This window comes from Pseudophaeobacter sp., assembly GCF_048267565.1.
GTDB classification, from domain to species: Bacteria; Pseudomonadota; Alphaproteobacteria; order Rhodobacterales; family Rhodobacteraceae; genus Pseudophaeobacter; species Pseudophaeobacter profundi.
Genome location: NZ_JBLWXG010000002.1, coordinates 114,438 through 137,050, shown reverse-complemented (window position 1 = coordinate 137,050; position 22,613 = coordinate 114,438). Strand labels below are relative to the sequence as shown.

The following is a 22,613-nucleotide window of genomic DNA, read 5'->3' as shown; positions in this document are numbered from 1 at the left end:
GGCGATACAGCCCAGATATTGGCAGGTCAGACAGGAAGACACATGGACAGACGGGCATTCGGATTAAGCGCAGTTGCGAGTGTGGCAGTGGCAGGGTGCGGCGGGCCAACTCAGGTCAGCAGGTTTAAGTCCTATACCGGACCAGAGGTGACCAGCCTTGTGATCAACAAGGGCGCGCGCAAAATCTATCTTCTGCATGGGCAGGAGGTTCTGCGCGATTACAAGATGGATCTCGGCTTTGCGCCGCAGGGCCCCAAACGGGTCGAAGGCGATGGCAAAACGCCAGAAGGGGTGTACCGTATCGACCGGCGCAACCCGAACAGTGCCTTTCATCTGTCGCTGGGGATTTCCTATCCCAATGCGGAAGATCGCGCCCGTGCTGCAGCCCTTGGCAAAACGCCGGGCGGGGAAATCTTCATCCATGGTGAGCCAAACGACAGGAAGGCCCGCAAGCGCGCAGGGCGGGTGTCGGACTGGACGGCAGGCTGTATTGCCGTGCGCAACGAAGAGATCGAGGAAATCTACGCCATGGTGCGCGATGGCACCCCGATCGCCCTGCGGGCCTAGTGATCCGCTACCGCGCTGACCAGAGTGCGGACTGGGCGGACTATCTGAAGGAAAACAAAGGGTTTGCAGAGCACACTGTCGGCGCGGAGCCGACAGTTTTGGTTGCGAACATCGGCCCTGCGATTTACTTTGGGGCGATCACAGAAGGAGATTTATGCACAGAGGTCTAGATTTCACCGCATCTGGCGGTATCGCTCGGCACATTTAGTAGCCGAACCATTGTGTATGACTTCTTCGGAGTTTCCATGAAAACTCAAAACATATTGATCCGTCCTTTCGATAGAGAGACGGATGTCGAAAACCTGTTGGGCATCTGGTTTGCCGCCTCGCTGAAGGCACATCCGTTCATCGGTGTGCCAAGGCTTATCGAGCAACGTCGCCTGATCGAGACAGAATACTTGCCAACAGCCGAGACCTGGGTTGCCTGCCATAACGGCGAGGCTCTTGGTTTTATCAGCTTGCTGGGCAGTTTTATCGGCGGGATATTCATTGCGCCAGACAGGCAAGGTATGGGCGTTGGGCGCAGGCTCATTGCGCATGCGCTGGACCAGAAAGGGGAGCTATCCCTTGAGGTTTACATCGCGAATCAACAGGCTTTCGGCTTCTACATGTCGCTTGGATTCCAAGAGGTTTCCCGGCGTGAAGTGGATGATTTTGGCTATCCGTTCCCAAACGCTGCTTTGCAACTGAAGGGCTGAGAAACCGGTCGGGCAGGGGATGCCTTGCCCGGCCACCGTTCAGTTCCAAAGCCAAGCACGAAAGGCGGTTTCGCCTGCAGCCCCGACATCCTCTGGAAGATAATGCTTATGGAGCTTCCGCAGCTAGCCGTGGCGCGATCTGGCTAGCGGATGACCGGCTGGTCAGGCCAAGACCAGGGCATGTCGCGCGAGAGAAGTACCGCTCTTGCGCGTCTGAAAACATGCGAAATCAAGCCGGGAGGACAAGTCTCGTGAATGCAGATGCACGGGACTGGCTTAGTTGGCCATCACCAGGGTCCACCAGATCTTGCCGTTGTTTTCCTGAAACCAGGAAAATCCCATGTTGATCGCCTTCGGGTCCAGAATCACCGCACGGGTGCTTGGCTCTTCCATCCAGGCGGTCAGGGTTTGTAGCTCGTTCTCGTATGTTTCAGAGATATTTTCCCCCTGTACCGTGCCGCTATAGCCGGTACGTGCAACCCGGTCCAAAGGCGAGGACCCGTCAGAGCCAAAATGCCAGGGGCGGTTTTGTACCGACATATCGCGTGAATGGGTGGCCGCCGCAGCATTGAGCTGCGCGTTCAGCTGCACCTGTGCCGCGCCCGAGGCCTGGCGCAGGGCATTGACGGAATCAAGCATGCGCAACTGTACCTTATCGGCGTTGCGAATGCGGTAGGCCTTGCCACCGCTGCCGGTTTCAGATGTGGGCGTACAGGCCGCTGCCAGCGTCAGGGTGGCAGCCATCAAGATCAGAAAAACGCGCTTCATCTTGCTTCTCACTTTATCATTCGCACCAGCACTTAGCCTTCCTGTGGCGGTTGCGCAAACAGGCCGGCAGAAAACTGCAGGGAAAATACATGGTTTGATTTGCGACTGAGGCATTCCGGCCATACTATGACCCAGCCCGGATGAATACGCGCAGGATATATTTCAGATGAAACCTACACTATTAGCTAGCGGCACCCGTCGGCAGTTTCTTGCTGGCTCTGCTGCCATGATTGCCACGCCTGCACTGTCTCAGGTGGCGCCAGAACCTGAGGATGATCAAGCCTTTGACCCGCTGCGCCCGCCGCCCGAGCCAGAGCCGCCGGTAAAGCGCAATATCTCGGCCTTTCGGGCAAAACGCTGGCAGCCCTACTTTGATCACCTGCGCAAAGGGGCGATTCTCGTCGATATCGATAGCCGCGCTTTGCACTACTGGTCTGAAGATGGGAATAACTACCGGCTTTTCCCCTCTTCCGTGCCGCTGTCCGATGATCTGACCCGTCGGGGGCGAACATCAATCATCCGTAAAGTGGACGGTCCCGGCTGGGCGCCAACGCCCAATATGCTAAAGCGCAATCCAGAATGGCCGTCTTACATTCCACCTGGACCTGATAACCCACTGGGAACACACGCTTTATATCTAAGCTGGAAGTTCTACCGCATCCACGGAACCCATGACACACGCAAGATTGGCCGCAAATCCTCGAACGGCTGTATCGGGCTTTATAACGAGCACATCTCAGAGCTGTTTGCCCTGACACAGGTGGGCACACAAGTGTTGCTTATTTAACCACATCGCACTGTCAGAGGGGCGAAAAATCGCAACAAGCAATTGCAATTCTGAGGGTTTACTGGTTAGAAAAAATCACGAGGTAAGTCTTGGTTGCGTAGATCTATTGGGTCTGCGCTAATTCTGGAGGTTAACATGAACAAACTTGTACTCGCAGCCGCTCTGACCGCTGCTGCATCCACCGCTACTGCTGGCAACCTGGCAGAGCCTATCGTAGAGCCCGTCGTAATCGAAGAAGCTGCAACCAGCTCTTCCAGCGGCATCATTCTGCCCCTGCTGCTGCTCGTCCTGGTTGGCGCAGCTGTTGCAAGCAGCTAATTGCTCTGCATATGATTTAGAAAAGGCGGTGATTTATCACCGCCTTTTTTATTTGCGGCTGCCGGTAATTTGACCGCGTTTGAATTGACCGCACTTGAATTGACTTGGCCCACCTTATCAAACCCGCTGGGCAGGTCTGATAAGGCAGCAGGGTGCAAAGCGCCGCTTTAGCCCGGCTCTGCTTCGGCTAGAACCCCGTCCAGCACCTCCAGGATCATCTCGACCCCTTCGGCGTCGATGGTCAGCGGGGGGCGGATTTTCAGGATATTGTCTTTGGGTCCTTCGCTGCCGATCAGAATGCGGTGGTCGCGCATGCGGTTCTTGACGTAGGAACATAGCGCCGTGGCCTCGGAACCGTCCGGGTTGATCAGCTCTACCCCTAGAAACAGCCCCATGCCGCGGATATCGCCGACAGATTGGTATCTCTGTTCAAGCGCCTTTAGGCCTGCAATCAATGCCGCACCGCGTTGGCGGGCATTGTCCTGCAGGGCCTCGTCATCGACAATATCCAGCACTTCCTTGCCCATGCGGCACGACAGGGTCGATCCGCCAAAGGTGGAGAAGAACTCTGGGCCATTGGCAAAACTGTCAGCGATGGCGCGACTGGTGACCAGCACACCAAGGGGGTGGCCATTACCGATGGGTTTGCCAAGCACCACGATATCGGGGCTGGCCCCCTGGTGTTCAAAGCCAAAGTAATAGTCGCCCAGACGGCCCAGTCCGGTCTGGACCTCATCGGCAATGCAAATGCCGCCAGCGGCGCGGATCTTTTCATAGACGGCCGGCAGGTAGCCCCTTGGCGGGATGATTTGGCCGCCAACCGAGGGGAAGGTTTCCGCGATGAAGCCGGCAATGCCCTGACCCCGCGCTTGCAGTGCGGCAATGGCGGGATCCACCAGATCGGCAAACTTCTGGGCCCGCTGCGGATCATCGCGGCGGAACGCTCCACGATAGTCATCAGCCACCGCGACCAGTTCAACCCAGTCCGAGGGGCCAACCCCGCCCGGCGCGTTGAATTTATAGGCCGAGACATCAATCACCCCGGTGGTATTGCCGTGATAGCCGTGATCCGGTGTCACCATGCCCTTGGCGCCTGTATGGGCGCGGGCCAGTCGCAGCGCCAGTTCGTTTGCTTCGGTGCCGGAATTGACAAAGAAGCAGACATCCAGATGATCGGGCATCTTTGACAGTATCTTGTCGGCAAAGGCGGTCTGGGCCGGGTGTAGATAGCGGGTGTTGGAATTCATCCGCTTGAGCTGATCTGCCGCGACGGCCTGAATGCGCGGATGGGCATGGCCGACGTGGGGCACGTTGTTATAGGCATCCAGATAGGGGCGTCCCCATTCATCAAACAGGTGGTGCTTCCAGCCGCGCAGCAGCATCACCGGATCGCTGTAGGTCAGGCTGAGATTGCCGCCAAAGTGATCCCGCCGTCCCTGGCGGATGTCATCCTTGCTCGTCGGGGCAAAGCAGCATTTTTCATCCGGCAGGTTCAACAGCGCCGCAGGATTGGGACAGATCGCCCGCCACATGTACATTTCATCCGGGTCGCCAACACCGGGCCAGTCGGCCTCGATGCCCTTGGTGGTGAGTGCCAGTTGGAAATGCACATGCGGCGCCCAGCCGCCATTCTGGGTCGCATCGCCCAGGCGGCAGAATTCGGCGCCTTTGTCGATTTGGTCGCCGGGCTGCAGCCTGTCGCAACATTCCGGGTCCAGGTGGCCATAGAGCGTATAGAAGGCATCCCCTGCCGGGGTCTGGTGGCGCAGGATTATGACACCGCCATAGTCCAGATGCCCGGTGCGGTTTTCCACCACAAAGACCTCGCCTGCCAGCGGCGCAAACATCGGCGTGCCCGCCGGGGCAAAGGCATCCACCGCCAAATGCACGGTGCGCCGATTGCTGGCCTTGTAGGGGCCTTTGCGAAAGGCGGGTTCGGCATAGATCAGCCGGGGTTCGTGGTAATAGCCCAGCCAGATGCGCCCGCCGTCTTCAAATTCTTCGCCCACACGGGCAGCCTCGCTCAGGGGCATGTCAAAGGGGTTTTGCGGCCAGGTCGAATGTTCAACCGAGAGCGCGCCCATTGGTGCCGCGCCAAGATCTTCGCCCATCAGTGGGGCAAAATTGCCGCGTTCGGATGCGATCCAGTCCATGACCCGATCGGCACCATCAACAACTGGCAGGCCACAGGCAGCGCGCAGGCGGGCGGAAACCAATGCGGGATTCAGATCATGGCTTTCAAGAAAGCGCCAGGCTGGTGCCTGCGAGATGGTCACATAGGGATCATCGGGATTTTCGCGGGCCATCAGGGTGGAATTCACCACCGAAACCGCCAGTCGCGCCCGCAGCAGCGGATAGATCAGATCAATCTCTTGCGGGGTTAGCGGATAGGCCGCGTGATATCCGGCCACCAATGCGGCCAGCGCGGCTTCGGGGTCGGCCTGGTCCAGCACGATATAGGCGGCGGCAATGGCCAGATCACAGATCCGCGGCGCAGCGCACATATCGCCCAGATCAATCAGGCCCGAGACCTGGCGCGGCTCTGTCAGCTCACCCGCGACCATGATGTTATAATCATTGGCGTCATTGTGGATGGCCTGCTTGGGTAACTGCGCCAAAATAGGCTCTAACTTGGAAAATTCTGTGTCTATGTCGCGGATCAGGCTCTGCCGTGCAGGCTCTGATATGGCGGCAAGTTCAGAGCCTATCCAGCCGGCCTGCATCAGATCCCACTTGAAGTCACGTGCCAGTCCGGGGTGCTGAAAATCGGCCAGCGCCTTGCCCGCACCGCCAAGTGTTGCTCCGATCTCATGGATCAGGGGGGGCAGCTTGGGGTTGGTCCTGGCGTAGCATTTGCCCGGTAGGCATTCGAGCATCCAGCACAGCCGTTCAGCGCCCGTCTCATCGGTGATCAGGCACATGGTCGCGCCGTCGCTGGCGGCAATCACCCTGGGGCAGGGCAGATCGGGGGCGCGGGTGGCAATATGCTGAAAGGCCTGCACCTGCATTTCAACCAGCCAGCTGTCACAGCCGGGGCGCATGGCCTTGAGGATATAGCCCCGGCCATCGCTGGCCTGGGCCTTGAAGTTCAGGTCATATTCCCCATCAAGCCGGCTTAGCTCGGCGGTGATGCCCCAATGGGATTTCAGGGCATCGACCCAATGCGCAAGACTCATTTATTTCTCTCCCCGTTTGTCGCTGTCACGACAATCCAATATTGGATCCTATTTGGACAGGGGAAGACAGATTAGTCCAGCCAACCTTTAAGATTATTCTCGATCACGCCGGCAAGGGCAGCGATGTGATCGTCGTCGTCGTTCAGGCAGGGAATATACAGAAACTCCTTGCCGCCAGCTTCTTCAAAGCTTTCTTTGATCTCTTCGTTGATCTCTTCCAGGGTTTCGATGCAATCGGCGGAAAAGGCCGGGGCCATTACCGCGATGCTTTTCTTGCCCTCCTTGGCCAGGGTGGCAACGTGATCGACGGTATAGGGTTTGAGCCATTCTTCGGGGCCAAAGACTGATTGAAAGGTGGTGGTGATTTCAGTCCCGTCCCAGCCCAGTCGTTCACGCAGCAGCCGCGTGGTTTTCTGACACTGGCAATGATAGGGGTCGCCCTGCATCAGATAGCGTTTTGGCATACCGTGGTAGGAGACCACCAGAATGTCGGGGCGTTTGTCGGCCTTTGCGTAGGCCTCCTCGACCGAACGCGCCAGGGCCTCGATATAGGCGGGATCGTCAAAATAGGCCGGGATGGTGCGGGCCGCAGGCTGCCAGGTTTCCTGCATCAGGGCGCGAAAAAATTGATCGTTGGCGGTGCCTGATGTGGCACCTGCGTACTGCGGATAGAGCGGCATAAACAGGATCTTGGTGCAGCCTGCCGCAACCATGGCGCGGACCTTTTCCTGCGTCGACGGATTGCCATAGCGCATGCAGAAATCCACCATGACCTGATCGCCGTAGCGTTCGGACATGACCGATTTCATTTTGGCGGTCTGATCCTTGGTGATGGTCATCAGCGGGCTTTCGCCCTTGTCGTGGTTCCAGATGGATTTATAGGCCGCACCGGATGAAAACGGCCGCTTGCTGAGGATGATCAGCTGCAGCAGCGGCTGCCATTTCCAGGCGGGGTAGTCGATCACCCGCTTGTCCGACAGGAATTCGCTCAGATAGCGGCGCATTGGCCAATAGCTATAATCGTCCGGCGTGCCGAGGTTTGCCAGCAGAACGCCGACCTTCTCGCCCTTGATCTTGGGGTGATCGGCTGGTGCATGGGCGGGGCAGGTGGCGGGGGGGGAAGAATCCAGCATGGGGGTGGTGGTCCTGTATCTGCGGCAAAGCTTTGCGTATGGAAACCATGGCGAAAGTCACAATTCGCCATAAGATAGAGTGTTACGAGGCCAAAGGCCAATCGGATCACATTGGCGCAGGCATTTGTTTTTCTTATGGAACAGTGCGGGGCGCTCGCCAGGGCGCTAATCGGGTAGTTTTGTTTCCGGCACCTTCAGGGCTTCGGCCAGGCGCATCTTGGCGGATCCGGGGCGCAGGGGCTGCTGCTGGCTGTCCGAGGGCGACCAGCCGGTCAGGCAGACCAGCTCAAAGGTGGCAGGCAGGCGGTCGTCCTTGGTGGCAAAGTGCTCTCGGTATATCGCTTCGGTCCGGGCAAAGAGCGCCCTGGGGCTGGTCTGTTTCAGCCGCGTGCTCAGCGCATTGCCTTCGCCCATGGCGCGCAGATCCCGCATCAGATGCAGGCTGTCACGGTATTCGACCGTCAGCGGCACCACATCGGCCACGGGCAGGGCAAATCCCGCCCGTTGCAGCAGCCCACCCAGATCGCGGACCTCTCCCATGGGGGCAATACGCGGCGACAGCCCGCCACAGACCTGTGTTTCGGCCTCGGCTAGGGCGCTGCGCAGCTGGTGCAGGGTGCGCCCGCCCAGCATGATCGCCAGCAGCAAGCCGTCTTCGGTCAGGGCGCGGCGGCATTGGATAAGCTGGCCAACCGGATCATTGGCCCAGTGCAGCCCCATGGCGTGGATGATCAGATCATGGCTGCCGGGACGCAGATCCAGCACATCCGCGTCGGGGATGATTTTGGCCTTGGGAAACGAATCCTGCCAAACCTGCGAAAAAGGAGTCACAATCGAAGGGTGTTTGAAGACTCTGTTTACCAGTTTCAGGCGATCTTCGACCTCGTCGCGGGCAAGGTCATGCAGAAACAGCGCCGCAGGCTGGTGGCGGCTGCGATGGGTCGCCAGGGTCTGGCGGTCAAACAGGTCGGGCTGTGATTTGGGTGCTTGCGTCATAGGAGCTATGTAAATGTTGCGCGCGCAGTTTCAAACTGCTGTTTCACTTGTTTATCCCGCCAAATGCCTGGGCTGCGGCGATTTGGTGGAACAGGATTTCGGCCTGTGTGGCACCTGCTGGGTCGGGGCGCATTTCATCAGTGGCACCACCTGCGACGGCTGCGGCCTGCCGCTGCCCGGTGAGGCAGATGACCACCGGCTGGAATGTGACGATTGCATGCAACAACCGCGACCCTGGAGCCGGGGGCGGGCAGCCATGATCTACAAGGAAACGGCACGCAGCCTGGTGATGGCGCTGAAGCATGGCGACCGCACCGAGCTGGCCGCGCCTGCTGCAATCTGGCTGCAACGGGTGGCCGCGCCGTTGCTGTGCGGTGATCCGTTGATCTGCCCGGTGCCGTTGCATTGGTCGCGTTTGCTGAAACGACGCTACAATCAATCGGCCCTTTTGGCAGAAAAACTGGCGCGTCAGGCGCGGCTGACCTATCGGCCCGACCTGTTGAAGCGGACAAAACAGACCCCCAGCCTAGAGGGCAAGACGCGGGCGCAGCGATTTGCAGTGATGCAAGATGTCATAGCAGTGCATCCGCGCCAGATCGAAAGCCTGAGGGGCCGGGTGGTTTTGCTGGTTGATGATGTGATGACATCGGGGGCGACGCTGTCGGCCTGCGCCGAAGCCTGCCTGGCGGCGGGCGCCGCAGAGGTGCGGGTCGCGGTTTTGGCGCGGGTCACACGGGCGTGATTTACCGGGCAGCTACTGGCAAAGATTGCAATATCCCCCCATATACCTCAGAAACTCAGCAACCGGATATGGAGCCTTGGAAGACTATGGTTGAAATTTATACCTCGCCGCTTTGTGGATTTTGCCACGCGGCCAAACGCCTGTTGAACAAGAAAGGCGTGGAATTTTCCGAGGTCAATGTGCTGACCAATCCGGAGCGCAAACCCGAGATGATCGCGCGGGCCAATGGCGGCTATACCGTGCCGCAGATCTTTATTGGTGACACCCATGTAGGCGGCTGTGATGATCTGTACGCGCTGGAACAGGCCGGCAAGCTGGACGCCCTGCTTGCTGTCTGAGGTAAACCCAAATAGCAGAAGGGATATTTGATGCGCGCTGCCCTGTTGCAGATCACCTCCAGCGATAGCCCGGTAGAAAACCTGGCCCTGTTACAGCGCCTGATTGGCGAGGCTGCGGCCAATGGCGCCGGGTTTGTGTTGACACCAGAGGTCTCCAACTGTGTCTCGCTGAGCCGCACGCATCAGCAGTCAGTGCTTCATCTGGAAGCCGAAGACCCCAGCCTTGCCGCCCTGCGCGATTGTGCCGCCAAGCATGGAATCTGGCTGTCGCTGGGATCTTTCGGGGTAAAGACCGGTGACGATGCGAATGGCCGCTTTGCCAATCGCCAGTTCCTGATCTCGCCGCATGGCGAGGTGGCGGCACGCTATGACAAGATTCATATGTTTGATGTGGCGGTCACCCCGGAAGAAACGTTTCGCGAATCAGATGGCTACCGGCCGGGCAATCGCGCGGTGATCGCCAAGACGCCTTTTGGCACGCTGGGGCTGACCATCTGTTATGATCTGCGCTTTCCCCATCTGCACCGGGCGCTGGCCAAGGCAGGGGCCGAGATCCTGATTGCGCCAGCAGCCTTTTCGCCCGTGACCGGTGCGGCCCATTGGCACGCCCTGCTACAGGCCCGCGCTATCGAAACCGGCTGCTATGTTCTGGCCGCTGCCCAGACGGGTCTGCACAAAACCAGCCGGGGCGCGCAGCGCAAGACCTATGGCCATTCTTTGGTGGTGGATCCCTGGGGTGCAATCCTGTCGGATGCAGGGCGCGAACCGGGGATAAGCTACGTTGATCTTGACCGTGATAAAGTGGCACAAGCACGCAGGCGCATCCCCGCCCTGGCCCATGACCGAGAGTTTGACAGTCCGTGATGGAAGAAACCCACTCCCTGGCGGTTTCGCTGTTCAGCGAGATCCTGATGGCGGACCAGCTGGCGCGGGCCCGTCTGGGCAAAGCCCTGCCAAAGGGGATGGAACTGTCACATTTTTCCGTGCTCAATCACCTGACACGTACCGGGGTTGAGCGATCCCCGGCGCAATTGGCCAAGGCCTTTCATGTGACGCGCGGCGCGATGACCAATACGCTGAACAAACTGGAAGTTGCCGGCTACGTGCATATCCGCCCGGATTGGGATGATGCCCGGCGCAAGATGGTGGCGATCAGCCCGGCTGGACGACAGGCCCGTGATGCGGCGCTGGCCAGCATCGTGCCGCTGATTTCTGAAGTGGTCAGCGATCTGGGTGGTGAACGCGTCCGGGCGACCTTGCCAATTCTGCGTGAACTGCGGGTAAAGCTGGAATCCAACGCCTGACGCGGCCCGCTGAAGCGACGCAACCGGCCTCTGGGCCTTGCGACTGTGCCGCAAGAAATCGGAAATAGTTCGGTAGTAAAAAGCAAGGGATGCCTGCGATCAGGCATCCCTTGTTGCGTTTGAGCCCCCTGTCGAGGTGTGAGTGGTGGCAGAACCAGGGCCAAGCCCTGGGCGGGGTCTCAAAAAGGTGTGTTGCGGCCTGTGATCATTGGCGTGAAGACAGGCGCAAAAGCCTTATTTGAAATGGCCCTATAGGCTTTGCCCCCCAAGCCCAAGGCCGCAAAGGTGCAGGCCTCCTATACAAAAGGATAGGAGGGGCAACTCGAGCTGCATCGCATCAGAAGAGATAGGCAAAACCCAGCGCAGACTACGCCTTTTTGATGCTGGCGGTTACGTAATTGACCGAAAGATCACGGTCGGAAATCGACCAGTTCCAGCTAAGCGGGTTAAAGACAAACCCCTTGCGATCTACCGGGGTCAGCCCAGCCTGCTGCAACAGCTCTGCCAATTCATCGGGGGTGATGAATTTATGCCATTCATGGGTGCCGCGCGGCAGCCAGCGCATCACCACCTCGGCACCAAAGATTGCCATGGCATAGCTTTTGGGGTTGCGATTGATGGTGGAACAGATTTCCAGCCCGCCCGGTTTCAACAGCTGTTGCGTCGCAGTCAGATAGCTGAGCGGATCGGCGACATGTTCCACCACCTCCATGTTCAGCACCACGTCGAACTGTTCGCCAGCCGCGGCCATGTCTTCGGCGGTGGTATGGCGGTAATCGATCTGCAGCCCGGTCTGTTCGGCATGAAGCCGCGCCACCGGCAGGTTGCCAGCGGCGGCATCGGCGCCGGTGACTTTGGCGCCAAGCCGCGCCATGGGTTCACTCAACAGCCCGCCACCGCAGCCGATATCCAGTAAGCGCAGCCCAGCAAAAGGCTCTGGTTGGGTCAGATCCCGATCGAACTCGGCGGCGATCTGGCTGGTGATATAGTCCAGACGGCAGGGGTTCAGCATGTGCAATGGCTTGAATTTGCCATTGGGATCCCACCATTCAGCGGCCATGGCCTCGAATTTTGCGATTTCTGCCGGGTCGACCGTGGATTGAGGCGCTTGCATTCCTGTCTCCGTATGTTCTTTTGTAGCCTATGATGTCATCTAGGTCAGTAATGGACAAATACACGGATCAAAAGCGCGCTGTGCACTATCTTTACCCCCCGCTTGACAGTTTCGATCAGCGAATGATCGAGGTGGGGCAGGGACACAAGATATACGTCGAACAATCCGGCAATCCACGTGGCATCCCTGTGGTGGTTTGTCACGGTGGGCCAGGGGGCGGCAGCAGCCCGGCAATGCGGCGCTATTTTGACCCCAAGATCTATCGCGTCATCCTGTTTGACCAACGTGGCTGTGGCCGTTCACAGCCGCATGCTTCTTGTGAAGATAATACCACCTGGCATCTGGTCGCCGACATGGAACTCATTCGCCGCCAGTTAGAGATAGGGAAGTGGGTGGTTTTTGGCGGCAGCTGGGGGGCAACCCTGTCGCTGATCTATGCCCAGACCCACCCGGAGCGGGTGATGCAGATCGTGCTGCGCGGTGTCTTCTTGATGACCAAAGGCGAACTTGATTGGTTTTACGGTGGCGGCGCTGGGCGGTTCTGGCCGGAGCCCTGGGCCAAATTTGTCGCTCCGATCCCGCAGTCAGAGCGCGACGATATGATCGCCGCCTATAATGCCCGGCTGTTTTCGGGCGACAGGGCGGAAGAAACCCGGCTGGGCCGCAGCTGGTCCGCCTGGGAAAATGCCCTGGCCTCGATCCATTCCAATGGCACCTCTGTCGAGGGGCCCGGCGATTATGCCCGCGCTTTTGCCCGACTGGAGAACCATTATTTCACCCATGGTGGCTTTCTCGATTTTGACGGGCAGATCCTGGCCAATGTCGGCCGGATTTCACATATTCCGGGCGTGATCGTGCAGGGGCGCTATGATATGATCTGCCCGCCCGCATCCGCCTGGAAACTGTCAGAGCTGTGGCCAAATGCCGAATTGATCATGGTGCGCAATGCGGGGCATGCTTTGTCAGAGCCGGGAATCAGTGCAGAGCTGGTGCTGGCCATGGACCGTATTGCCAAGGAACTGTTGCCTTGACCCGTATCGACCGCCGCGCCCTGTTTACCTCTGGTGCTGCCGCAGCCCTGCTGGCCGCGACAGGAACCTCTTTGGCTGCTTCACCGCGGCCCGGTGGCACCTTGCGTCTGGCGCTGCCGCGCGATGGTGGGCTGTTGGATCTGGTGGCGCGCGGTGCGGTGCTGGACTGTCTGACCGAAATTGCCCCGGATGGCCTGTTGCGGGCCGAACTGGCAAGCAGCTGGCACAGCCGTTCGGACGCCCGCATCTGGCAGTTTGATTTGCGCCAGGATGTTGTCTTCCATGATGGCAGCCCCTTGCAGGCAGCAGATGTTGTGGCCTCGCTGGTGGATCTGGTCGTGCCGGGTGTTGAACAGCTGTCGATGGTTGCACTGGGGGCGCATCAGGTTGAATTCCACCTGTCCCATCCCAATCCGCATCTGCCCTATCTGCTGGCGGGGGCGGGCTATGCAATTGCGCCGCAGGGTGCAGTTGATCTGCCGCTGGCACAGCTGATCGGTACCGGCTGCTATCAGGTGGACCGCGCCCAGGAGGGGCGGCATTTTCGCGCCACCAAGGTGGCCGCACATTATAAGGAAGGGCAGGCCGGTTGGGTCGATAGCCTTGAAGTGATTGTTATCTCTGACCCGGCGGTGCGGGCCGAGGCCCTGCGCGATGGCTTTGTCGATGTAACGGCCCTGCCGCAGCCTGAGGCATTGTTGGCGCGGGGCGGTTTCCTGTATCACCCCTCGGCCGAGGACATGGCCCTGGCTGCCCGATCGGATGTGGGCATTCCGCGGGTGGTGGCCCAACATAACGCCCTGGACGACGGGCGGATAGGTGAACGCTGGTGGCGGCTGTAACTTCGGTGCGGATTTGCCGCGAATGGACCGCGCGCAACTGAAGGCTTGCAGATTCGGAACAAGGGGCGTATATGGCAATTCAACAGCGGCGTGTTGAGCTCTGGTTCAAGACACCACCGGATTAGTCAACGGGCCGCGCGCCCGTTTTTTTGTGTCCTGATCGGACGCTAAATCCAATGCCCAACCCGATTGTGGCCAACCCGATTGTGGGAAGTCAAATGACCAACGACCTTATTGCCAAAGCTGCGATTGACCGCCGATTGGCCGAAATCCTTATCCCTGTGATCGAGGATCTTGGCTATGAGTTGGTTCGTATTCGCCTGATGTCCGGCAAAACCACCACGCTGCAGATCATGGCCGACAAGCCAGACGGCGGCATCGAGGTGGATGATTGCGCGGCGATTTCCACCGCAGTCAGCGCCTCGCTGGATGTTGAAGACCCGATTCTGGATGCTTATACTTTGGAGGTATCAAGCCCCGGTATCGACAGGCCGCTGACCCGGCTGAAGGACTTTGATATGTTCGAAGGCTACGAGGCCAAGCTGGAAACAGATGAGCTGGTCGGGGGCCGTCGCCGCTTCAAGGGTGAGCTGGCCGGCACCGAAGATGATGAAGTTCTGATCAATATCGACGATCAGGGCCAAACCGTTACCATTGGTCTGAAATTTGACTGGCTGTCCGATGCCAAGCTGGTTTTGACCGATGATCTGATCACGGAAATGCTGCGTCAGCGCAAAGCGGCCGGCACCTTGAACGAAGACGCATTTGACGAGATCGAGGCCGAAGAGCCCGAAGGGGAGACGAAGTAATGGCTATCACCTCTGCAAACCAGCTAGAGCTGTTGCAAACTGCCGAAGCTGTGGCACGCGAAAAGATGATCGACCCCGGTCTGGTGGTTGACGCGATGGAAGAAAGCCTCGCCCGCGCCGCCAAGAGCCGCTATGGCAGCGAGATGGACATCCGCGTGTCGATCGACCGCAAGACCGGCAAGGCGACCTTTACCCGTGTGCGCTCGGTCGTCGAGGATGACGCGCTGGAAAACTACCAGGCTGAATTCACCGTCGAGCAGGCCAAGCAATATATGGCAGACCCCAAGGTCGGGGACACTTTTGTCGAAGAGGTCCCGCCAGTGGAAATGGGCCGTATCGCGGCGCAATCGGCCAAGCAGGTTATTCTGCAGCGGGTGCGCGAAGCAGAACGGGACCGCCAGTACGAAGAGTTCAAGGATCGCGCGGGCACCATCATCAACGCGCTGGTCAAACGCGAAGAATACGGCAATGTCATTGTTGATGTGGGTGCGGGCGAAGGCATCCTGCGTCGCAATGAAAAAATTGGCCGCGAAAGCTATCGCCCCAATGACCGTATCCGCTGCTACATCAAGGACGTGCGCCGCGAGCCCCGTGGCCCGCAGATCTTCCTGTCGCGGACCGCGCCAGAATTCATGGCCGAACTGTTCAAAATGGAAGTGCCCGAAATCTATGACGGCATTATCCAGATCAAGGCGGTTGCCCGCGACCCCGGTTCGCGCGCCAAGATTGCCGTGATCTCCAACGACGGCTCGATTGATCCGGTTGGTGCCTGCGTCGGTATGCGCGGCAGCCGGGTTCAGGCTGTTGTGAACGAATTGCAGGGCGAAAAGATCGACATCATTCCATGGAACGATGATCAGCCCACCTTCCTGGTGAACGCGCTGCAGCCCGCCGAGGTTTCCAAGGTGGTTCTGGACGAAGAAGCCGGCAAGATCGAAGTTGTCGTGCCGGAAGAGCAGCTGAGCCTGGCGATTGGTCGCCGTGGTCAGAACGTGCGCCTGGCCTCGCAGCTGACCGGGCTTGATATCGACATCATGACCGAAGAAGAAGAATCGGCCCGCCGCCAGAAGGAATTCGAAGCGCGCACCGGTCTCTTCATGGAAACGCTGGATCTGGACGAATTCTTTGCCCAGTTGCTGGTTTCCGAAGGCTTTACCAACCTTGAAGAGGTCGCCTATGTCGAGCTCGACGAGCTCTTGGTGATTGATGGTGTGGATGAGGCCACGGCCTCTGAATTGCAGGCCCGTGCCCGCGACCATCTGGAAGCCAAGGCAAAGGCCGCGATTGATGCCGCCCGCGCGCTGGGCGCCGAGGACAGCCTGATCTTGTTTGAAGGTCTGACCCCGCCGATGATCGAGGCCCTGGCCAAGGACGACATCAAGACGCTGGAAGATTTTGCAACCTGTGCAGATTGGGAACTGGCCGGTGGCTGGACCAATGACAACGGCGAGCGGATCAAGGACGACGGCATTCTGGAGCCCTTTGGCATGAGCCTGGAAGAGGCACAGAACTTGGTGATGACCGCACGGGTCATGCTGGGCTGGGTGGATCCTGATGATCTGCTTGGCAATAGCGATGATGCTGAAGACAGCATTGAAGATGATGCAGAGGAAGCCGAGGCGTAAGCCTCGGGTTTCGGACAGGAGAGAACGATATGGGTCGCGCAGGCGCCAGCAAAAATCACGAAGATGGGCCGGAACGCAAATGTATTGCGACTGGCGAGTCAGAGCCCAAGCAGGGCCTGCTCCGCTTTGTGATGGGGCCTGAGTCGCAGGTTGTGCCCGATATCTTCGGCAAATTGCCGGGGCGTGGGGTTTATGTGACAGCCAGCCGCGAAGCGCTGGAGTTGGCGGTAAAGAAAAAACTCTTTGCCCGTGGTTTCAAAGCGCCGGTGACTCTGCCGGAGGATTTGCCCGATGAGGTGGAGCGGCAGACACTGCGCCGCCTGGTGGACCTGCTGAGCCTGGCGCGAAAATCGGGCCAGGCCGTTGGTGGCTATGAAAAAGTCAAGGATTGGCTGGGTAAAGAACAAGCCACGGTCCTGATTCAAGCAAGTGATGGATCAGGGCGTGGCAAATCAAAATTGAGTACCCCGCATCGGGGAAAATTCATCGGGTGCCTGACGGCTGACGAGCTGGGGATGGCATTTGGGCGCCAAACTGTGATACATGCGGCGCTCGCCTCTGGTGGACTCAGCAAACGTGTTGTAGACGAGGCGCAACGATTGCAGGGTTTGCGCGAAATGGTGGGCGGCAACGGCCGCACAGAAGGATAAAGAGCTTTATGAGCGATAGTGACGGCAAAAAGACCTTGGGTCTGCGTGGCGGCGGTTCCCGGCCTGGGAATGTAAAACAGAGCTTTAGCCACGGGCGGACCAAGAATGTCGTGGTGGAAACCAAGCGCAAGCGCGTTGTGGTGCCAAAGCCGGGTGGCAACAAGGGCGGCAATGCCGCGCCTGCAACCGACGGATCCCGTCGGCCCGCTGGTATTACCGATGCAGAGATGAGCCGCCGCCTGAAGGCGTTGCAGGCTGCCAAGGCGCGTGAAGTCGAAGACGCGGCCAATCGTGCCGCTGAAGAGAAAGCCCGCGAAGAAGACCGCGCCCGTCGCCGGGCCGAGGCCGAGGCCAAGGAACGCGAACAGCGCGAAGCCGAAGAGCGCGCCCGTCAAAAGGCCGAAGAGGAAGAGCGCAAGAAGCTTGAAGCCGCAGAGGCAGCCAAGCGCTCTGCCGAGCCCGCTGCCAGTAGCAAGGCTGCTGCGGCCCCTTCCGAAGCTGCGGCCCCCCGTGCGCCCGCTTCCAAACCGGCACCTGCCCAGACCCCGCGAAAATCTGATCGTGAACGCGAAGAGCGTGGTCGCAGCAACAAGGGGCGGACCGGAGATGACAGCCGTCGTTCCGGCAAGCTGACACTGGGTCAGGCCACCGGCGGCGCGGGCAACCGTCACCGCTCCATGGCTTCGATGAAGCGCAAGCAAGAGCGCGCCCGGCAAAAAGCCATGGGCACGGTCGAGCGCGAAAAGGTTCTGCGCGAAGTGCAGCTGCCCGAAGCCATCATGGTTTCCGAGCTGGCAAATCGGATGTCCGAACGTGTTGGCGCGGTTGTCAAATCGCTGATGAACATGGGCATGATGGTGACACAGAATCAGACCATTGATGCTGATACTGCGGAACTGATCATCGAAGAATTCGGCCACAAAGTGGTGCGTGTCTCGGCGTCTGACGTCGAAGATGTGATCAACGAAGTGCAAGACAAGGCTGAAGACTTGCAGCCACGCCCACCTGTCATCACCATCATGGGCCACGTCGACCACGGTAAGACATCGATCCTGGATGCCATCCGCAACGCCCGCGTTGTGGCCGGTGAAGCCGGCGGTATTACCCAGCACATCGGGGCCTATCAGGTCACCACCGAAAGTGGCGCGGTGCTGAGCTTCCTCGACACCCCTGGCCACGCAGCCTTTACCTCGATGCGTTCGCGCGGTGCACAGGTCACGGATATCGTGGTTCTGGTTGTCGCGGCGGATGACGCGGTGATGCCGCAGACCGTTGAAGCCATCGCGCATGCCAAGGCGGCCGAGGTTCCGATGATCGTGGCGATCAACAAATGCGACAAACCGGCTGCTGACCCCATGAAGGTCCGCACCGATCTGCTGCAGCATGAAGTCATCGTCGAAGCGATGTCTGGCGACGTGCAGGACGTTGAGGTTTCGGCCCATACTGGCCAGGGTCTGGACCAACTGCTGGAAGCCATTGCACTGCAGTCTGAAATCCTGGAACTGAAGGCCAACCCGAATCGTGCTGCCCAGGGCGCCGTGATCGAAGCGCAGCTGGATGTGGGCCGTGGCCCCGTCGCCACTGTTCTGGTTCAGAACGGCACCCTGCGTCAGGGCGATATCTTTGTTGTCGGTGAGCAATACGGTAAGGTCCGTGCGCTGATCAACGACAAGGGCGAGCGCGTGCAAGAAGCCGGCCCTTCGGTCCCTGTTGAGGTCCTTGGCCTGAACGGCACACCTGAAGCGGGCGACGTTCTGAACGTGACCGAAACCGAAGCCCAGGCGCGCGAGATTGCTGAATATCGTGCTCAGGCTGCCAAGGATAAGCGCGCCGCTGCCGGCGCTGCGACAACCCTGGAACAGCTGATGCAGAAGGCGAAAGATGACGAAACCGTCTCTGAGCTGCCGATCCTAGTCAAAGCTGACGTGCAGGGCTCTGCTGAAGCCATCGTTCAGGCGATGGAAAAAATCGGCAACGATGAAGTTCGCGTCCGGGTGCTGCACTCTGGTGTGGGCGCCATCACCGAAACCGATATCGGCCTGGCCGAAGCCTCCGGCGCGCCGGTCATGGGCTTTAACGTCCGGGCCAATACCTCGGCCCGGAACACGGCCAACCAAAAGGGCGTCGAGATCCGGTATTATTCGGTGATCTACGATCTGGTCGACGATGTGAAAAAGGCCGCTTCCGGTCTGCTCAGCGCCGAGATCAAAGAAACCTTTATCGGCTACGCGCAGATCAAGGATGTCTTCAAGGTGTCTAACGTTGGCAAGGTTGCAGGCTGTCTGGTTACCGAAGGTGTTGCCCGCCGGTCCGCTGGTGTGCGCCTGCTGCGTGACAACGTGGTTATCCACGAAGGCACGCTGAAGACCCTGAAGCGTTTCAAGGACGAGGTTGCCGAAGTGCAGTCCGGTCAGGAATGCGGCATGGCCTTTGAAAACTACGAAGATGTGCGCGCAGGCGACGTCATCGAGATCTTTGAACGCCAGGAAGTTGAACGTAGCCTGGATTGATCTGATCCTGAAATATCGATCTACAGCCCGCCTGATTTTGGGCAAGCGTCTGGATCTGAAATCAAAAAGCCCCGGCAGAAATGCCGGGGCTTTTGCACATGCAGCGCCCTGGCAGATGTGTTTGGCGATCCATTGATGGTTGGGGGGCCTTTGCTGCGTCTGGGGGCGCGTATGCGTTTCTGCCCGCTCCAGCGGCGCTGTTGCGCGGCGAGCACGCTTAGGGCTGCGCGGCGAGCACGCTTGGGGCGGCCAGATTGGCCGCCCCGGTTCTGCGAGTGAGTGGTGGTCTTGAAATATGGTAGAGCGCGGGCGGACCTTGGGGACCTTTATATGCGCTCCGCAGCGGGCTGCGTAGATAGGTATTGCCTGTATGGCCGCTCCGCAGATCCCTTGCAAAGACCCCGCAGAGGGGTAGCTATCGGCTTAGGATCTGCCCAGGAAAGCCGTTGGCTCTGGGTGGGCTTGTTAAGACTGCGCCCATATTTTGCCAAATTGGTTAACAAAAGGTTTCCAGCGATTCGCGGGGCGGGTTATTTTGCCAATCCGAGTATTTTTACGGAGGGTCGATGGTTGGCGCCGGTTGTCTGCCGGAGCAAAAGGCAACCCCACGGGACGAGTTGTCAGAACAGTGCAAAGGGGCAGGGGCGGGCCACAGCCCGTTGGCTGCAACCCCTCGTTCAGAGCCAGTCCCGCAGAATGGGGATCAACGGAATATCGGCCGCCGGCATTGGATAGTTTCGCAGCTCTTGCGGGCGCACCCATTTCAGCGTCTGCCCTTCGCGGGCCTGGGGAATACCGTTCCATTTGCGACAGGCAAACAGCGGCATCAACAGGTGGAAGCTATCGTAGCTATGGCTGGCAAAGGTCAGCGGTGCGAGGCAGGATGACCAGGTATCGATTCCCAGCTCCTCTTGCAGCTCACGAACCAGGGCGGCCTCTGGGGTTTCGCCTGGCTCGATCTTACCACCGGGAAACTCCCAAAGTCCGGCCATGGATTTGCCCTCTGGCCGCTGTGCCAGCAGCACCCGCCCCTCGACATCAATCAAGGCAACCGCCGAGACCAGAACCACCTTCATGAGCGATAGTCCGCATTGATGGTGATATATTGGTGGGTCAGGTCGCAGGTCCAGACGGTGCAGTGCCCCTCGCCAAGGCCAAGATCCACCTTGATGGTGATCTCGTCACGGCGCATCTGTGCGGCCCCGTCCTCTTCGCGGTAGCTGGGGCTGACCCAGCCCTTTTCCGCCACCAGAACATCGCCAAAAGAGATGGAGAGCAGGTCGCGGTCCGCTGCCGCACCAGATTTGCCAATGGCCATGACAACACGTCCCCAGTTGGGGTCTTCCCCGGCGATGGCGGTTTTCACCAGCGGTGAATTGGCAATGGCTAGCCCATGTGTCTTGGCCTCTGCATCTGAAACGGCGCCGGTGACCTGGATTTCGACAAATTTGGTGGCACCTTCACCATCGCGCACGACCTGATGCGCCAAATCGAGCATAACAGCTTCTAGTGCCTGGGAAAACTCAGGCTGATTGGTGACATCAACGCCAGAGGCCCCGGTGGCACAGAGCATCAGACTGTCCGAGGTAGAGGTATCGCTGTCCACGGTGATGCAGTTGAAGCTGCGGTCGCAGAGGCGGCTCAGCTCTGCCTGCAGTGGCTCCTGCGGGATTTTGGCGTCGGTAAAGATATAGACCAGCATGGTGGCCATATCGGGTGCGATCATGCCCGACCCCTTGGCGATACCGGCGATAGAGAGGGTCTTGCCCTCAACGGTAACCTTGGCCGACGCGCCCTTGGCAAAGGTATCGGTGGTCATGATCGCCTCGGCGGCGGCCTCAAGCGCGGTATCCTGCAGCCCATCGTTCAACGCCGCAATCTGGGCAATGATGCGGTCATGCGGCAGCGGTTCGCCAATCACCCCGGTCGAGGCGGTAAAGACGCGTGCAGACGGCAGCCCGGTAATCTGCGCCACCGCAGCGGTGATTTCCGCCACCGAGGTTTGGCCATAATGGCCGGTAAAGGCGTTGGAATTACCAGAGTTCACCAGAATGGCAGCGCCGGTACTGCTGTCGCCGCCCAATTTGGCCTGGCAGTCGCGCACTGGTGCTGATCGGGTTTTGGACCGGGTGAAGGTGCCGGCGACGGTGGTGCCTGGATCCATCACGGCCAGCATGACATCGTTGCGATCCTTATATTTGACACCAGCGGAGCCAGCGCAGAGGCGCAGGCCCTTGATCACCGGCAAATCCGGAAAGGCCGCTGGGGCAAGCGGAGAGCGGGGCAGGCTGTTGCCCATGATCAGTTCCTCACCAGGCTAAGGTCGCGCAGGATTTCCGGGTCGAAATCTTCAATCTCCGGGCGTTCAATCACGGCGGCGGCGGTCAGGTCGCTGACGCGGGCCTCGACGGCCGCATCTTTCAGTTCCTGGCTCAGCACCTCGCGGACCTCTTCAAAGGCGGGGGCGGCGGTCTTGCGGCGCTCTTTCAGCAGGATCAGGTGCCAGCCGAACTGGGTTTCAACCGGGGCAGAGATCTGGCCGGCCCGCAGGTCCAGCACGGCTTCTTCGAATTCAGGGACCATGCGACCGCGGGTGAACCAGCCCAGATCGCCGCCATTTGGCCCGGATGGTCCGGTAGAGCGTTCCTTGGCCATGGTGGAAAAGTCAGCGCCGCTGTCCAGCTCTGTCTTGATTTCCAGCGCGTCCTCCTGGGTTTCGACCAGAATATGCGCTGCGTTGAATTCATCGCCGCCATCGCCATCGGAATATTTATCCTCATAGGCTTGGCGCAGGTCGTCCTCCTGGCTGGCGGCTTCCATTACCTTGTCGATGACATTGGCGGCCAGCAGGGCGCGCTCTTCGTTGTCGACGGCCAGTTTTACGTACTGGGGCACGCCGCCGTGCAGTTCCTGTTTCAGCGCGGTCTGTTGCACCAGCTGATCAAGGATCGCGTTGTACAGCACATCATCGGGCAGCTGTTTGTACTGCTCGGGCAGGCTGTCGCGGGCCATGATCATGTGACCCAGGGTGATGGCTTCGCCATTAACGGTTGCGATCACGGTATTGGCATGTGGCGCAGCCAATGCAGGCAGGGGCAGGGCCAAAAATATGCCCAGTGCTGTACCACGCAGAAAAGTGAGGCCTTTACGCATTGAATTCTTCCTATTCCCGGGCCGCAACGGGGCGCGGCGTTGACACTTATTT

Annotated in this window: 22 protein-coding genes; 14 read left to right on the top strand and 8 right to left on the bottom strand. The window is 59.3% G+C overall.

Annotated elements, in window-relative coordinates; translation table 11 throughout:
• Positions 1 to 42: 42 nt before the first annotated feature.
• Together ACN0VH_RS07060 and ACN0VH_RS07055 are read left to right on the top strand one after the other, a co-directional pair.
• On the top strand, positions 43 to 567 hold the full coding sequence (locus ACN0VH_RS07060; protein ID WP_278922224.1) for a L,D-transpeptidase family protein: 525 nt from the start codon (positions 43 to 45) through the stop codon (positions 565 to 567).
• 245 nt (positions 568 to 812) lie between these two features.
• Complete coding sequence (locus ACN0VH_RS07055) at positions 813 to 1,265, top strand: GNAT family N-acetyltransferase (RefSeq protein WP_417700110.1); 453 nt, start codon at positions 813 to 815, stop codon at positions 1,263 to 1,265.
• A gap of 276 nt (positions 1,266 to 1,541) precedes the next feature.
• Here the strand turns inward: ACN0VH_RS07055 and dalA are convergent, their stop codons facing one another.
• Entirely contained in the window at positions 1,542 to 2,033 is a 492-nt protein-coding gene (gene dalA / locus ACN0VH_RS07050; protein ID WP_278922226.1) for a divisome-associated lipoprotein DalA, read from the bottom strand.
• Between the two features lie 166 nt (positions 2,034 to 2,199).
• Between dalA and ACN0VH_RS07045 the strand changes: the two genes are divergently transcribed.
• Together ACN0VH_RS07045 and ACN0VH_RS07040 are read left to right on the top strand one after the other, a co-directional pair.
• Positions 2,200 to 2,820 carry a L,D-transpeptidase gene (locus ACN0VH_RS07045; RefSeq protein ID WP_278922227.1) on the top strand — a complete coding sequence of 207 codons (621 nt, stop codon included), beginning with the start codon at positions 2,200 to 2,202 and terminating at the stop codon, positions 2,818 to 2,820.
• A gap of 135 nt (positions 2,821 to 2,955) precedes the next feature.
• Positions 2,956 to 3,138, top strand: coding sequence for a hypothetical protein (locus tag ACN0VH_RS07040; RefSeq protein ID WP_232401332.1), 183 nt, complete (start codon positions 2,956 to 2,958; stop codon positions 3,136 to 3,138).
• A gap of 167 nt (positions 3,139 to 3,305) precedes the next feature.
• On the opposite strand, the gene ACN0VH_RS07035 is transcribed toward ACN0VH_RS07040, so the two are convergent.
• From ACN0VH_RS07035 to ACN0VH_RS07025, 3 genes are all read right to left on the bottom strand, one after another.
• Positions 3,306 to 6,314 (bottom strand): aminotransferase class III-fold pyridoxal phosphate-dependent enzyme, encoded by a 3,009-nt coding sequence (locus ACN0VH_RS07035; RefSeq protein ID WP_417700108.1) that lies wholly within the window; start codon positions 6,312 to 6,314, stop codon positions 3,306 to 3,308.
• 71 nt (positions 6,315 to 6,385) lie between these two features.
• A complete protein-coding gene (hemH, locus tag ACN0VH_RS07030) occupies positions 6,386 to 7,447 on the bottom strand; it encodes a ferrochelatase (RefSeq protein ID WP_417700106.1) in 1,062 nt (353 codons plus the stop codon).
• Positions 7,448 to 7,612: 165 nt separating this feature from the next.
• Positions 7,613 to 8,443, bottom strand: coding sequence for a methyltransferase domain-containing protein (locus tag ACN0VH_RS07025; protein ID WP_417700105.1), 831 nt, complete (start codon positions 8,441 to 8,443; stop codon positions 7,613 to 7,615).
• A 13-nt stretch (positions 8,444 to 8,456) separates the two neighbouring features.
• Here ACN0VH_RS07025 and ACN0VH_RS07020 point away from each other — a divergent pair, with 13 nt between their 5' ends.
• From ACN0VH_RS07020 to ACN0VH_RS07005, 4 genes are all read left to right on the top strand, one after another.
• On the top strand, positions 8,457 to 9,185 hold the full coding sequence (locus tag ACN0VH_RS07020) for a double zinc ribbon domain-containing protein (RefSeq protein WP_417700103.1): 729 nt from the start codon (positions 8,457 to 8,459) through the stop codon (positions 9,183 to 9,185).
• Between the two features lie 86 nt (positions 9,186 to 9,271).
• Positions 9,272 to 9,523: a glutaredoxin 3 gene (gene grxC / locus ACN0VH_RS07015; RefSeq protein ID WP_417700101.1), complete on the top strand. Its 252-nt coding sequence runs from the start codon at positions 9,272 to 9,274 to the stop codon at positions 9,521 to 9,523.
• Between the two features lie 30 nt (positions 9,524 to 9,553).
• The gene (locus ACN0VH_RS07010; protein WP_417700099.1) at positions 9,554 to 10,387 is read left to right on the top strand and encodes a carbon-nitrogen hydrolase family protein; all 834 of its coding nucleotides are present in this window, start codon (positions 9,554 to 9,556) and stop codon (positions 10,385 to 10,387) included.
• Positions 10,387 to 10,827 (top strand): MarR family winged helix-turn-helix transcriptional regulator, encoded by a 441-nt coding sequence (locus ACN0VH_RS07005; protein ID WP_278922234.1) that lies wholly within the window; start codon positions 10,387 to 10,389, stop codon positions 10,825 to 10,827. The genes ACN0VH_RS07010 and ACN0VH_RS07005 overlap by 1 nt, the downstream gene beginning before the upstream one ends.
• 367 nt (positions 10,828 to 11,194) lie before the next feature.
• On the opposite strand, the gene ubiG is transcribed toward ACN0VH_RS07005, so the two are convergent.
• Positions 11,195 to 11,941 carry a bifunctional 2-polyprenyl-6-hydroxyphenol methylase/3-demethylubiquinol 3-O-methyltransferase UbiG gene (ubiG, locus tag ACN0VH_RS07000; protein WP_417700098.1) on the bottom strand — a complete coding sequence of 249 codons (747 nt, stop codon included), beginning with the start codon at positions 11,939 to 11,941 and terminating at the stop codon, positions 11,195 to 11,197.
• 50 nt (positions 11,942 to 11,991) lie between these two features.
• Between ubiG and pip the strand changes: the two genes are divergently transcribed.
• The 6 genes from pip (at position 11,992) to infB (ending at position 19,408) form a co-directional block, all read left to right on the top strand.
• Entirely contained in the window at positions 11,992 to 12,972 is a 981-nt protein-coding gene (pip, locus tag ACN0VH_RS06995) for a prolyl aminopeptidase (RefSeq protein ID WP_417700097.1), read from the top strand.
• Entirely contained in the window at positions 12,969 to 13,814 is an 846-nt protein-coding gene (locus tag ACN0VH_RS06990) for an ABC transporter substrate-binding protein (protein ID WP_417700096.1), read from the top strand. Before pip ends, ACN0VH_RS06990 begins: the two co-directional genes overlap by 4 nt.
• Positions 13,815 to 14,032: 218 nt before the next feature.
• The gene (gene rimP / locus ACN0VH_RS06985) at positions 14,033 to 14,623 is read left to right on the top strand and encodes a ribosome maturation factor RimP (protein ID WP_278922238.1); all 591 of its coding nucleotides are present in this window, start codon (positions 14,033 to 14,035) and stop codon (positions 14,621 to 14,623) included.
• Positions 14,623 to 16,248, top strand: a complete 1,626-nt coding sequence (nusA, locus tag ACN0VH_RS06980; RefSeq protein WP_278922239.1) for a transcription termination factor NusA — start codon at positions 14,623 to 14,625, stop codon at positions 16,246 to 16,248. The genes rimP and nusA overlap by 1 nt, the downstream gene beginning before the upstream one ends.
• 29 nt (positions 16,249 to 16,277) lie before the next feature.
• The gene (locus ACN0VH_RS06975; RefSeq protein WP_278922240.1) at positions 16,278 to 16,898 is read left to right on the top strand and encodes an RNA-binding protein; all 621 of its coding nucleotides are present in this window, start codon (positions 16,278 to 16,280) and stop codon (positions 16,896 to 16,898) included.
• An 8-nt stretch (positions 16,899 to 16,906) separates the two neighbouring features.
• Positions 16,907 to 19,408 carry a translation initiation factor IF-2 gene (gene infB, locus ACN0VH_RS06970; RefSeq protein WP_278922241.1) on the top strand — a complete coding sequence of 834 codons (2,502 nt, stop codon included), beginning with the start codon at positions 16,907 to 16,909 and terminating at the stop codon, positions 19,406 to 19,408.
• 677 nt (positions 19,409 to 20,085) lie between these two features.
• Here the strand turns inward: infB and mutT are convergent.
• From mutT to ACN0VH_RS06955, 3 genes are read right to left on the bottom strand one after another with little or no spacing between them, the layout of a single operon-like run.
• The gene (gene mutT, locus ACN0VH_RS06965; RefSeq protein WP_417700094.1) at positions 20,086 to 20,484 is read right to left on the bottom strand and encodes an 8-oxo-dGTP diphosphatase MutT; all 399 of its coding nucleotides are present in this window, start codon (positions 20,482 to 20,484) and stop codon (positions 20,086 to 20,088) included.
• Positions 20,481 to 21,707 (bottom strand): bifunctional glutamate N-acetyltransferase/amino-acid acetyltransferase ArgJ, encoded by a 1,227-nt coding sequence (gene argJ / locus ACN0VH_RS06960; RefSeq protein ID WP_417700093.1) that lies wholly within the window; start codon positions 21,705 to 21,707, stop codon positions 20,481 to 20,483. Before argJ ends, mutT begins: the two co-directional genes overlap by 4 nt.
• 2 nt (positions 21,708 to 21,709) lie before the next feature.
• On the bottom strand, positions 21,710 to 22,561 hold the full coding sequence (locus ACN0VH_RS06955) for a peptidylprolyl isomerase (protein ID WP_278922244.1): 852 nt from the start codon (positions 22,559 to 22,561) through the stop codon (positions 21,710 to 21,712).
• Positions 22,562 to 22,613: the final 52 nt, after the last annotated feature.